This window comes from Oceanobacillus luteolus, assembly GCF_042678205.1.
GTDB lineage: Bacteria > Bacillota > Bacilli > Bacillales > Amphibacillaceae > Oceanobacillus > Oceanobacillus luteolus.
The window spans coordinates 23,280-35,947 of the sequence record NZ_JBHUDE010000162.1; the positions used below are offsets into that span (position 1 = coordinate 23,280).

The window sequence follows — 12,668 nt, forward strand, 5'->3', positions numbered from 1 at the left end:
TTGTTAATCAAATTCCTCTAAAAATAAGAGTTTAATAGTAGGAAAGGGATCTAATAAATTTAAGATCCCTTAACCGTAATTATTTTGCTAAATCATCCATACTCTCAATTCCTGTATTTTCGCGAGTGATAATCTGAATAACTTCCGGATAGATGTGCCCAATAAATGCAGCATTCTCCACCGCTTCTCCTTCAAAATCACCTTCCCCATTCACAGCGGCTTGAGCAGGAACATGTACCGTCATCCCTAAATCAATGTTTCCATCGCGTATACCTACCATGTTCTCGATTGAAGCACCAGTTTCTGTGTTGGTGATATTTATACCATCAATATGGTTATTCCAAATATTGGCCATCTCTCCGCCAAGTGGATAATAAGTACCTCCTTGACTTCCCGTTCCTAAGATAAGTTCAGATTTTTCTTCAGATACATTCAACTCAGCCACCGGGTTATCAATCGTTAATCCTTGTTCTTCATAGTAACGCTTTGCTCCCGGGTGGATCGGCAGGCCCTCTGCTCCATTTAGTGCATTTTCCAATGTCATATGGGCAGATTGAGCATGGGTATTTTCATTTGCATTCTCTACCATGCTCTTAGCAAGTTCATATCCGAGTTCTTCAGAAATCGTGTCTGTACTTGCCATCAAGATCGCATAAGCAGTTACCGTCTCCACATCTGAATCCATGAAGTCATAGGTCCCATTTGGTATCGTATAACGACGATAACCACTATTTTCTTCAATATGTGCGATTGCTTCATCGGATAATCCGAGCAATTTTACATCTCCAGCAGAAGCTTGCAAACTCTCAATACTTCCGGCAGGCAATCCTAGAATTCCGATGGATACATCGATGTTTCCATCCTGCACTCCATCCGCCGCATCACCAAAACCCTCTTGATAAGCTGTGTAGTCATCCTCCCCTATTCCATATGCCTCTAGAATTAATTTGGAGGCTGAATTTGTTTCACTAGCAGGTGGTCCAATCGCAATGTTCTTTCCCCCACCGCCACATGCAGCGAGAACTAACAAACTTACCATTACAAGCAGAAACAACAGTCTCTTTTTCAACATTCATGACTCCCCTTTGCTATATTTTTATATTTACTACTATTAATTAAACTTCTTTAAATGTCAGTGGAATCATAGGTGTGCTGAAGAAGTTATTGAATAACCAACATTGAACACGCTTTCATTTCTTGGTGTAAGAAAGGTAGAGGTGAGTAAAGATTATAGAACGCAAAAATAAAATACACTTTTCCGAATATAGGTCAAAAATAGATTATTCAGATAAGGTAAAACTATTTTAACACAGGTGAATTTTTTCTACAACAACAATTGTACATGCAGTGACTTATAGAGGACAATTAACACGAAATAAAAAACCTCATCTGAAATATATTTTCCAGACAAGGTTTTATTCTTAAATCATTACATATTTATTAATCCACCAAACATTGCGATCAGCACCAGACTTGCCAAACCTACCGAAACTGCCGCGACAAACCCAATATAAAACGGCTTCAGCCCAAGTCCTTTAAACATCTTAAAGTCAGTGGTAAGCCCGACTCCAGCCATCGCCATACCTAGTAGGTAGGTGGTTCCAAATGAGCTTAGTTCAGTATATAAGGCATACCAGGTATCTTCTCCAATAATTCCAAATGCGTTACCTGACGCAACCAATGTTGCATCACCTATCGTCCGGAGAACAGAAAGAAGTAGAAACCCAATTACAAACAATGGGATAAAAGTATACCATTTTGGTAAACTGACTGTATTGTCCCTATCCACTTTATTCCCCTTCGATTTCGCTAAAAACATATAGGATACTAATGGAATGATTACAATGATGAACAAATTTCTCGTAAGCTTCGTTACCGTAGCCGCTTCAACCACTGCCTGTGATTGAAACATCTGGTCATATATTAAAGCTGCTCCTGTCACCTGAGCTGTGTCATGAATGGCAGTTCCTAAAAATAATCCTGCTTTAATCGGATCATCTGCAAATAAAAAATTTGCAAGAAAAGGATAAATCAGCATTCCAGTCAAACCAAATATGGTGATGTTGGCTACCGCATAAGAGATTTCATTTTCCTTCGCCTTGATTACTGGAGACGTAGCCATGATTGCACTGACTCCACATATTCCCGTACCACTCGCTATTAACGTTCCTAACCTCATGGATTGATTCATCTTATGAGTCAAAAATAACGTAATACCTAGACCGACCGTAATACATACAGCAATAAGCGGAATTCCAATTGCACCTAGCTTTAAAGCCTCCATCAAACTTAACCGAAGACCGAGTAATATAATACCGGCCCTCAATAAATACTTCATAGAAAAAGAGATTCCTTTTGAAAACAAACCTGGGACTTTTATTAAATTTCGTACAATAATTCCAAGCAGTATAGCAACAAATATTCCAGAAACAGGAGATTTGCTGTCTGCTTCTAATATTCCAATCCCTTTGAGCACCTCACCAATCAAGTCGGCACCAACCATACCTAATAGCATAATAAACAGACAAAGGATAATTCCTGGTAAAGTGTCCTTAAAAAAGTTAGATTTTTTCTGTGCATCGTCCAAACCGCTTATTCCCCTTTTCTATTTATAAATACATATCATAACTCTTCATGTTATCAGAGGCACTGCTAGTTTTCAATATTCGAGAGTGAGACACAACTTCTTAAGAACAAGAATAAAAGCAGCTACGTAAAAAGATAGCTGCTCCTCTTGGTGATAATAGTGGGCCACCAATTTATTTCATATCTCTCACTTTTCTCTCTAAAAACTCATAAAACTCGTGCTTTAATTCCTCATTTTCTAAAGCCATTTCCACCGTTGTCTTCAAAAAGCCCATCACATCTCCAACGTCATGGCGTGTACCTTGGAAATCATAAGCATAAACTTTTTGCTCTTCATTCAGCATTTGAATAGCATCGGTAAGTTGGATTTCTCCCTGTGCACCAATATGCTGTTTATCCAGGTGATTAAATATTTCAGGGGTGAATATGTACCGACCCATGATTGCTAAATTTGACGGAGCTGTTCCAGGTTTTGGTTTCTCCACAAAGTGATTCACTTCGTAGAGCCTGTCTTCCTTCGTACTTGGATCGACGATACCATAACGATGGGTTTCATGCTCACCGACCGTTTGCACACCAACAATGGAACTTTGCTTTTCATCAAATTGATCGATTAATTGTTTTAAACCTGGAGTATCGGCTTCTACAATATCATCACCAAGCAATACAGCAAATGGCTCATTACCAATAAACTTTCTTGCGCACCATACGGCGTGTCCTAAGCCCTTGGGTTCTTTCTGGCGGATATAATGCAGTTCAATGTTGGAAGCTTGGTTCACTTTCTCCAGCAAATCAAATTTTTCTTTATTTAACAAGGTTTGTTCTAGCTCGTAATTATGGTCGAAGTGGTCCTCAATCGCACGTTTCCCCTTACCCGTTACAATAATGATATCTTCAATTCCAGAAGCAATTGCTTCTTCTACAATGTATTGGATCGTCGGTTTATCCACGATCGGCAACATCTCTTTCGGCATTGCTTTCGTAACAGGCAAGAATCTCGTTCCTAATCCTGCAGCTGGGATGATCGCCTTTTTTACCTTACTCATGTACTCTCCTCCAGACCATTCTAATTGATATCTTCATATGTTTTCCTTCAATTGCTATTTACAAAATAAGTATCTCAAATATAGAGGAACGATTCAATACTGACGATAAGCGAATTACTTAAGAGTTAATTCTCCTTCAGTATTCTGCTGTTTTGGAGTTAATAGTATAGTAATGATATCCTCTAACTCTAAAGAACTGCGATGCCGCCACTCGATTTTATTTTCTTTCAAATAAGTTTCCGTATCCCTAGGTTTACAGGAAATGATATAGCCATCCTCACGTACAACTTCTCCAGGAATGGTAATAGCAGGAAGTGAATCACCGAACCAATAGCGGGCATATTTTTCCATGAGTTCTTCTTTCTCAAAATTACCGATCATTTTCCCGTTATGGAGTACAAAAAGAAAGTCAGCAAGTTTTCTAATATCTTCCACTTGGTGGCTCGCTATAATTAATGTCCGGTTCTCTTCTTCCATCCAATCTACGAGCAGATCCATTAAAATCTTCTTAGAAGGAATATCCATAAACGATGTTGGTTCATCTAAAATTAATAATGGAGCATTCCTAGGGATGGTAAGCGCTAAATTAAGTTTTTGTTGCACACCTTGTGAGAGCTTACCAAATTTCTTATCCAATGGGATATCGAATAGTTTCACCATTTTATGGAATAATCCTTCATCCCAGTGCGGATATAATGGAGCGATCAACTTCTTCAAAGTCGTCCCCGTAAAAGGATCCCAGCCGACAACCGTCTGCGGTTGATAGGCAATAAGTTTTTTCCAGCTTTCATCTTCCCCGTTTATCGATATATGGTCCAACTTTATTAATCCACGGTCTAATTGAACCAGATTCATTATCGATTTCAACAGTGTACTTTTCCCAGATCCGTTATTCCCTACAAGCGCAGTAATTGTTCCTTTTTCAAAAGAAATATCGATAGGTCCCAGATGAAATTCTTCGATAGTTTTTTCCAGGTTTGAGATGGTCAATATGGGTTCCACTAGTTGTTATCCCCTTTCTCTTTTGAATGAGAAGCTAAAATATCTTGGATGATTTCTTCGATTTCCTCGATGCTATAGTCAAAACTAAGAGCAGTCTCTACAGCGTTTTCCATTATTTTTCTTACAGTAGATACTTTAACCTTCTTCTTTTTTCCTTCTGATATGTCTGCAACAAACGTACCTTTACCTTGTAGCGTTTGAATAAAGCCCTGTGCCTCCAAATCTTGATATGCCCTCCTTGTTGTAATACTGCTGATTTCCAGTTGCTTGGATAATGCCCGAATAGAGGGAAGTGCTGATCCCGCAGCTATATGACCACCGGCAATCAATGCCTTTATTTGATTGACAATCTGATGATAGATTGGTTCTCTTGAATCCTTTGATAATTTTATAGGAAGCAAAGAAATACGCTCCTTTCCATTAGAGATAGTCTACCTCATATAAGTGTTCTGTCATTTTATTGCTCCAATAACGTAGCCCCACAATCGCCAATAAAATAGAAATGATTCCTGAAGCAATACTCCATCGATCAGCCAAGATTGCACTCCAACCTACGATGCTGTTCTCGAAGATATATGGGAAAAACAAAATGACAGCGATTCCTAAAATGACAAGTAGAACGGATAAAACGGAAATCATTTTACCTGATGGTATTTTGTATACTACCACTTCCAGGGAAAGCGCCGCTAAACCTCCATAAATTCCAAATGATAACCAAATCAGTGCAAAAGCAATATAACTGCCAGGTTCCAATACTCCCCTTATATCCGGATTAAAAAGGTATACCATCAGCAACATGTATAATTGAAAAGGGATTGAGCTCAGGAAATAGATGAAGATTGTTTTCCAAACAATAATCTTTCCATTTATCGGTAAATGTAAATTCATGACAACCGCAGGAGAGCCCCACATGCCGCCGCTTATCTTTTGATATTGAAAGCCTTTTGCTTTAAACCAAGTAGGCCCAAAGAAAAATAGCAAAATGAATAACAGGTCTAAGATAGCAAATTTACTATTACCCAGAAGGTCAAAACCCATAATAATAAGAACCGTATAAATTGTAAAAAACAGCAACAAATTGATAAAGTTTCCCTTTGATACTTTCAGTTCCGGTTTTGCTAAGTGCAATACCGTTTGCATTGTTTCCTTCACGATGTGATCTCCTCCACTTCAGGTGTTATAGTGTGTATATCTTTATACACAGTTTAACTGTCAGGTTCACAGTATGTCAAGGGTATTTTTCAGATAATAAGGAGTTGAATAAATATCATCATTGGGAAAGCCTTGCTACCAGCGAGTTCCTTCCAATAAAAAAGTCTCCCGAGAATGGACATACCTTGTCTCCGGAGACCTTTAAAGTGGTAACTATTCTTTTATTCAACTACAAACGATTTCTCCAACCGCTTTAGCCGCAACAAGCATACAATCCTCATCAATATCGAACTTCGGATGATGATTGAAATAAGCATCCTCCACCCCTTTTGGTTTACAACCTACGTAAAAGAAACAGCCGGGTATTTTTTCAAGATAATAAGCAAAGTCTTCAGAACCAGAAAGCATTTGGAATTCCTTAACTTCCTTAATCTCCGGAGCATCGGAATTCTCTAACGTAGCAACCACATGAGCCGTCACTTCCGGGTCATTGTATAGCGGCGGATAATCAGGAACATACTCCAACTCGCATGTCACACCAAATTGAGCTTCGATACCTTTCACAATCCGCTCCACTTCCTCTTGAATGACTTGCTGTGTCTTCGATGTCATATAGCGAACATCACCTTCCAGCACCACACTATCTTTGATTACGTTGAACGTTCCCTTTCCGTCAAAAGAGCCAATCGTAATAACACCCATCTCAAAAGGATTAATCCGGCGACTGATAACCGTTTGGATTGCTGTCACAAAGTGTGACCCCGCTACAATGCTATCATTTGCTAAATGTGGCGAAGATCCATGTCCACCTTTACCTTGAATCGTCAGCTTGAAAAATGACCTGCCTGCCATAGCATATTCACTTCGATAACTGACTACACCAGTTGGGTGAAAGGGAAAAAAATGGACCCCATAAACATTCTCAACATCATCCAACAGACCGGATTCCATTATGCTTTTTGCTCCGCCGGGTGGAGTTTCCTCTGCATGCTGATGGATGATTTTAACCGTTCCAGATAAGGAATCCTTCAATTGGATGAGACAATCGGCAAGAACGAGCAAGTAAGCAGTATGAGCATCATGGCCACAAGCATGCATGACTCCATCATTTTTCGATTTAAATGGTACATCCGTTTCTTCTTGAATCGGCAGTGCATCGAAATCAGCTCGGAGTGCAATTGTTTTACCAGGCTTGCCACCTTGGATGGTAACGATGATTCCATATCCGTTCCCCACATTGGTATGTAACTCCACATCTTTTCCTTCATAAAAGTCAGCAATATATTGTGCTGTCTTTTCTTCTTTAAAAGATAGTTCCGGATTTTCATGTAAGTAACGACGGATTTCAATCATTTCATCTTTACGACTTTCCAACATGTCCATTAGTTGCTTTTTCATCTACATCCCTCACCTATCCTATTTTGATTAGTTACATGTATCTGTATATACCTCTTATCTATTATCTCATAACAACCAGTAATTATAGTGCCTTTAACAAGAAAAATTCATTTTCCCTTCAATGTTTACTTCATCACTTTCATGTAAATAATGTGAATGCTTAAATATAATTCAATGGAGGTATAAACATGAAAAAATTAATTATACTGTTCCTTTCTCTTGGGCTTTTGATTTTTATCGCATACCAAGCAATAGGTACAGAAAATGATCAAGATACATATGCAGTGGATGAATCAAGCGTTGAAGTATCTACTGACATTATGAAGGAATCAGCTTCATCGCTTACGGTTCCGTTAATCAATACCAAAGGAGAAACAATCGGGGAAGCGAAACTGGAACAAAAATCGGATGGTGTGAGCATTAATTTGGAAGCTTCCAACCTATCGCCAGGTGTCCATGGATTCCATATTCATGAGAAAGGGCTATGTGAACCACCTACATTCGAATCAGCAGGCAGCCATTTTAATCCGACAAATGCAAAGCACGGATTTGAGAACCCAGAAGGACCTCATGCTGGAGACCTTCCGAATATTGAAGTAACAGAACAAGGAACTGTATCAGCAACTGTACTGGCAGAGATGGTTACATTGGAAAAAGGTAAGGAAAATTCGCTCTTAAAAGAGGGTGGAACTTCTTTAATGATCCACTCTAAAGCAGATGATTATAAAACGGACCCTGCAGGAAATTCCGGAGAACGGGTTGCTTGTGGTGTGATTAAGAAATAAAGTGAAAGAATCCCGAGTATTTGTTACTCGGGATTTTAGTTGTTCTTAAAGGTTGTGACTCTCGGTTCATAGAAACTCAAGAATAACAGCAACTATGATAGAATAGCATATAACATATTTGAACATCTTAATTGCTGTTTTCATCATAAACCGGGGGGTGCAAATAATATTGAACAAAAATCCTCGTGTTATTTATCTCATCGTTTTATTTGTCATGCTTATATGGGGGATAAATGTCTCCGCGCTTAAAGTGATTGTAGAAAACTTTATGCCAATTACCATTACTTCTCTTCGTATTTTTACAGCTGGAGTAACTGTCATGTTAATTTTAGCAGTCACAAAAGCATTACGGCTGCCCAAAAAGAAAGAATGGTATTTTATAATGGGGGGTGCAGTGTTCAGCGTCGTCCTCCATCATTACTTTTTAGCAGCTGGTTTGACGTTGACCAGTGCCACGAACACGGGACTGATTCTGGGAATGGGTCCGGTATTGACAGTCATTTTTGCCACAATCATCTTAAAACGAAAACCATCGCGTCTCCAATTCGCAGGTTTTATCCTTGGATTTATTGGAGTGAGCTTCACTGTTTTAGCTGGCAGCGGAGGTATCATGACAATCAATCTAGGAGATTTCTACATATTATTATCAATAGTTTCTCAAACTCTTAGTTTTATAGTGATCAAGCGGGCAGCAGAAACCATGGATTCCAGATTGTTGACAGGCTACATGTTAGTCGTTGGCTCTGTCGCTCTATTCTTTATAAGTTTATTGCAAGAACCAAATGGAATAGCCTCTCTAAAGCAAGCTGACTATACAGTGTGGCTCATCTTCCTATTTTCTGCTTTAATTGCTACTGGAGTTGGTCATATGGCGTATAATCATGCCATCAGCAGACTAGGACCAGCAGAAACATCCATATTTTTGAACTTGAATACATTCTTTTCTATTATGGGAGCAGCTCTATTCCTGAATGAGGCCATTTTATTATCTCATTTTATTGGACTAATATTTATTGTTTTTGGGGTAATCTTCGGCTCAGGCGGACTCGAGGCATGGATGTTGCAAAGAAGAAGAAGGAGAATGTGAAAGTGTGTAATATAGTTCTTATCTAAAAAAATTCCCCCGAACAGGCTCATACCATGTCTCGGGGGAATCTCTTTTATTGTACCGTTAACTCAAATGCTTACTTTAGCTTCATCGCCTTAGCCATAATTTTTGGAAGATCTGTGTTATCCAGAAATCCAACAAACTTCTCTGCTTGTGGACCATATGCATAAACAGGGATGTCTGCTCCTGTATGGTTCGTGCTTGTCCATCCGATATTCGCGCGATCACTCACTACCGTGTTGATTGCGAAAGCTGCATTGCTCGCATCTTGAATCGCTTGAACCTCTTCATTCGTCAAGTCAAATCCAGTATATTTCGCAAGAACTTCACGTACGTTGGAACGATCTTCATTCAATTGAGCAGCCATAAAATCACCTGTAGCCGTTACATCTTGTAAAACAGCTGCATTGAGCTCCATGGATCCTTTGGAACCAGTCGTCATTCCACCAGTATCGTGGTCACCAGCAACGACTACAAGCGTTTTACCATCTTCTTCGGCAAATTCAATCGCTTCCTCCACTGCCTCTTCAAATGCTGCAACATCTGACATCGCATAACCAGCATCATTCGCATGTCCTGCCCAGTCGATTTGGCTGCCTTCAACTACTAAGAAAAATCCTTTTTTGTTTTCTTCTAAAATATCAATAGCAACTTCGGTCATTTCTGCAAGGCTTGGCTCTTCCGTTTCACCACGGTGAAGTTCCGGAGCTAGAGCACCATCTGCAAATAATCCTAACAGTTTTTCACCTTTTCTAAGTTTGATATCCTTGTTTTCTAGTAATTCATCTCGAGTTTCAACAAATTCATAACCTTGTTCTTCTGCTTGTTTGATCAAATCAAGCTCCTCTTGATTTCCACCTTTAGAGGCTGGTAAGAAATTGTCTTTACCTCCACCAAGTATCACATCTACTTGATTAGCAAGATACTGTTCCGCAATTTTAGTTTCATTATTACGGCTTTCTACATGAGAAGCGAAAGACGCTGGTGTTGCATGTGTAATGGTAGATGTTGCGACTAGACCAGATGCTTTCCCGTTTTCTTGGGCTGCCTCAAGAATCGTTTGAAGCTCATTTCCCTCAGGATCTAGACCAACTACACCATTATTTGTTTTATTTCCAGTGGCCATTGCTGTACCTGCTGCAGCGGAGTCTGTGATATCAGAGTTAGCTGAATATGTAGTGAACATCCCTTTTAAATGCGCATCCCAAACCGCGTCTTCCCCTTTATAAACGCGATAGTTACTTGCGTAGTCAGAGCTGAATCCATCCGGAATCATATAAATGACATTTTCTACTTTTTTATTATTCCCCTTGTTTCGAGCATGTTCTGGCTTGGCATCGACCGCCCCTAAACTTAAACCAGAAAGTACGAGCCCTGCACTTAGTGCAACTACACCAAGTTTTTTACCAAGATTGTTGAACAAATTAACCTCTCCTCTCAAATTTCAACTACAATTTGAGTATAACTAACTAATATTGAAATCTAGTTAAAGTCTAGTAAATCTAGCATAAATTTTTTTAGGCAGGAATCACTAGGCGAGATTTTTGCCTTGCTAAAGTTGCAGGACTTGATACCCCGCTCCTTACTGTTCTTCGCACAAAAAAACCTAAGAAGCATAAAAAACTTACCTCTTAGGTTTAATTCTAAGTATTTATTTTTCCATGTTCGCTACTAAACGACCTGTAACTTTATTTTCTTCCAGCATCTGAATACCTTCAGGAATTTCATCAAAACTTATTTCAGTTATTTTAGGATTCACTTTTCCACTAGCAAACAATTCATAGATTTCTTCAATATCTTGTTTCGTACCACCATTACTTCCAACCAATGTTGCTTGCTTAGTGATCAATGAGGTGACATTGATCGTTGTTTCTAGTTTCCCCATACCGACAAGGACTACTTTACCTTGGAAACCAATAGATTCTAGTGCTTCTCTAGTGGTTACATCAAAACCAGCAAAATCAATAATGACCTCTGGTTCATATTGTGCAATTTCTTTTACATTTTCAAATGTGCCTGCAGCACCTAAACTTTTAGCTAATTCACGTGCATTTGGGTTCAAATCAACCGCATATACAGTAGCTCCTTTTGCAACAGCAGCTTCTAATGCAATCTGACCCAATCCACCAATACCAATCATACCGACTGTCATGCCTGCTTTTACTCCACCTTTAGTGAATGTTGCATGGTAAGACGTCATTCCGGCATCTGTACCAGCTGCTGCTTGTGCAAACGAAACACCTTCCGGGATTCGGACTAAGTCTTCAGCCGGTGCTAAAACCTTTGTACCGAAGCCTCCATCATATGCATAACCTGGAGCCATTTTGCTTGGACCAGTAGGACAGACAGCTACTTTATCACCAACTTGGTAGTCTGTTACACCTTCACCAACTTCACTGATGACACCGGCAACCTCATGCCCCATAATGACAGGAAGTTCACCAAGTAATTCTTTCCAACCTGGATCTCTTAAAACACCGACATCCGAGTGACAAAGACCTGCCACCTTTGTGTCGATAACTACTTTACCTGCTTCAACTTTCGGATCTTCTTTTTCCACCAATTCTAACGGTTCATTTGTTTCTACAAACTGCCAACCTTTCATGATGATTCCTCCTTAAGTTGTTGTATGTCTACATCTATATTATAAACCTTAAAGAGGATGGCCTACCGAAATGGAATGACAATTTATTGAACTTGGCCTGTCTATGAAGCAATAAGTGGATAATTAATCAAACCTCTTCCAAAACATTACTCACTTGCTTAATGATCAAATCAGAGAGTTCCTTATATCCTTCTTGATTAGGATGGACCATATCTGCCCACAAATCTTTTTTTCTACCTAGTTCTTTCGTATTCACACGAATAATGGCAAGCTTATTCATGCTTGAATTCCAATAGTTGATTAGAACCCCCGTCAAGCCAAAAAATTGATAGTCCTTTTCTAAAGAATTGTACAAGTTATTCACGACGATGGTTATGGCTGGATTGATTGCTTCAATGTACTCGATGATATGTTGTAAGTTTTTTATATAATTAGAGCGGACTTTAAAGAAGTTTTTTAACACGGCACGTGCGCCATCTTTGTGGAAGTGTTGCAGAAGGTCATTTCCTCCAATATTGATAAATACAAGATTGGAATCTTGCAGTTGCTGGTCGTACAATTTTTCATTGATCAGCTTTTGAAGCAAGCCTTCCGAAGTTAGGTGAACAATCCCTTCATTCTCTACGTTTACTTCACCAAATTTACTTTCAAGATGCTCTTTCAGGTAATTTGTAATGCCTCCGTTCGGTGATCCATATCCCTTTGCCACCGAATCACCTAAAATGAGGACTCTTCTTATATGTTTTGTATTGGTTCTTGCTTGTTCCATGTATTTATTCAATTTCTTTGCTTGCCTATACTTATTGATCCCAACATAAGCTGCTGCAGCCAACAAAATTGGAGAGGTTATCAAACGGGTCTTTTTTGGTCGTCTTTTGCCAACATCATGGTGTATTGAATTTACTTTATCGTTCAAAGAGTGACCTCCTTTTAATGCGTGGGGGCTCCCCACAACCAATTATTATTACGATTCCTCAATTGTAACA

The 12,668-nt window shown here is 39.2% G+C and carries 12 protein-coding genes; 2 read left to right on the top strand and 10 right to left on the bottom strand.

The window, feature by feature from the left end; genetic code table 11:
- Nucleotides 1-79: 79 nt before the first annotated feature.
- The 7 genes from ACFSBH_RS19075 to ACFSBH_RS19105 form a co-directional block, all read right to left on the bottom strand.
- A complete protein-coding gene (locus tag ACFSBH_RS19075; protein WP_251512346.1) occupies nt 80-1,072 on the bottom strand; it encodes a TAXI family TRAP transporter solute-binding subunit in 993 nt (330 codons plus the stop codon).
- A 357-nt stretch (nt 1,073-1,429) separates the two neighbouring features.
- Nucleotides 1,430-2,587, bottom strand: a complete 1,158-nt coding sequence (locus ACFSBH_RS19080; protein ID WP_379599166.1) for a YeiH family protein — start codon at nt 2,585-2,587, stop codon at nt 1,430-1,432.
- 172 nt (nt 2,588-2,759) lie between these two features.
- A complete protein-coding gene (galU, locus tag ACFSBH_RS19085) occupies nt 2,760-3,632 on the bottom strand; it encodes a UTP--glucose-1-phosphate uridylyltransferase GalU (protein ID WP_251512351.1) in 873 nt (290 codons plus the stop codon).
- Nucleotides 3,633-3,746: 114 nt separating this feature from the next.
- A complete protein-coding gene (locus tag ACFSBH_RS19090; protein WP_379599168.1) occupies nt 3,747-4,634 on the bottom strand; it encodes an ATP-binding cassette domain-containing protein in 888 nt (295 codons plus the stop codon).
- Nucleotides 4,634-5,035, bottom strand: coding sequence for a GntR family transcriptional regulator (locus tag ACFSBH_RS19095; protein WP_379599170.1), 402 nt, complete (start codon nt 5,033-5,035; stop codon nt 4,634-4,636). The genes ACFSBH_RS19090 and ACFSBH_RS19095 overlap by 1 nt, the downstream gene beginning before the upstream one ends.
- Nucleotides 5,036-5,054: 19 nt before the next feature.
- Nucleotides 5,055-5,786, bottom strand: a complete 732-nt coding sequence (locus tag ACFSBH_RS19100; protein WP_379599172.1) for a hypothetical protein — start codon at nt 5,784-5,786, stop codon at nt 5,055-5,057.
- A 225-nt stretch (nt 5,787-6,011) separates the two neighbouring features.
- On the bottom strand, nt 6,012-7,184 hold the full coding sequence (locus ACFSBH_RS19105; RefSeq protein ID WP_379599174.1) for a M20 family metallopeptidase: 1,173 nt from the start codon (nt 7,182-7,184) through the stop codon (nt 6,012-6,014).
- Nucleotides 7,185-7,372: 188 nt separating this feature from the next.
- On the opposite strand from ACFSBH_RS19105, the gene ACFSBH_RS19110 reads away from it, so the two are divergent.
- Together ACFSBH_RS19110 and ACFSBH_RS19115 are read left to right on the top strand one after the other, a co-directional pair.
- The gene (locus ACFSBH_RS19110; RefSeq protein WP_379599176.1) at nt 7,373-7,969 is read left to right on the top strand and encodes a superoxide dismutase family protein; all 597 of its coding nucleotides are present in this window, start codon (nt 7,373-7,375) and stop codon (nt 7,967-7,969) included.
- 169 nt (nt 7,970-8,138) lie between these two features.
- Nucleotides 8,139-9,056: a DMT family transporter gene (locus ACFSBH_RS19115; protein WP_379599178.1), complete on the top strand. Its 918-nt coding sequence runs from the start codon at nt 8,139-8,141 to the stop codon at nt 9,054-9,056.
- Nucleotides 9,057-9,153: 97 nt separating this feature from the next.
- Here ACFSBH_RS19115 and ACFSBH_RS19120 read toward each other — a convergent pair whose 3' ends face one another.
- The 3 genes from ACFSBH_RS19120 to ACFSBH_RS19130 all read right to left on the bottom strand — a co-directional run bounded on the left by ACFSBH_RS19120 (nt 9,154) and on the right by ACFSBH_RS19130 (nt 12,598).
- On the bottom strand, nt 9,154-10,500 hold the full coding sequence (locus tag ACFSBH_RS19120; RefSeq protein WP_379599180.1) for an alkaline phosphatase: 1,347 nt from the start codon (nt 10,498-10,500) through the stop codon (nt 9,154-9,156).
- Nucleotides 10,501-10,728: 228 nt separating this feature from the next.
- The gene (locus ACFSBH_RS19125) at nt 10,729-11,682 is read right to left on the bottom strand and encodes a zinc-binding dehydrogenase (protein ID WP_251512366.1); all 954 of its coding nucleotides are present in this window, start codon (nt 11,680-11,682) and stop codon (nt 10,729-10,731) included.
- A 127-nt stretch (nt 11,683-11,809) separates the two neighbouring features.
- Nucleotides 11,810-12,598, bottom strand: coding sequence for a GDSL-type esterase/lipase family protein (locus ACFSBH_RS19130; RefSeq protein ID WP_379599182.1), 789 nt, complete (start codon nt 12,596-12,598; stop codon nt 11,810-11,812).
- Nucleotides 12,599-12,668: the final 70 nt, after the last annotated feature.

Excerpts from the sequence above, each read along its gene's own strand:
- ACFSBH_RS19075 (WP_251512346.1), bottom strand. The coding sequence starts at position 1,072 with ATGTTGAAAAAGAGACTGTTGTTTCTGCTTGTAATGGTAAGTTTGTTA.
- galU (WP_251512351.1), bottom strand. The coding sequence starts at position 3,632 with ATGAGTAAGGTAAAAAAGGCGATCATCCCAGCTGCAGGATTAGGAACG.
- ACFSBH_RS19105 (WP_379599174.1), bottom strand. The coding sequence starts at position 7,184 with ATGAAAAAGCAACTAATGGACATGTTGGAAAGTCGTAAAGATGAAATG.
- ACFSBH_RS19110 (WP_379599176.1), top strand. The coding sequence starts at position 7,373 with ATGAAAAAATTAATTATACTGTTCCTTTCTCTTGGGCTTTTGATTTTT.
- ACFSBH_RS19125 (WP_251512366.1), bottom strand. The coding sequence starts at position 11,682 with ATGAAAGGTTGGCAGTTTGTAGAAACAAATGAACCGTTAGAATTGGTG.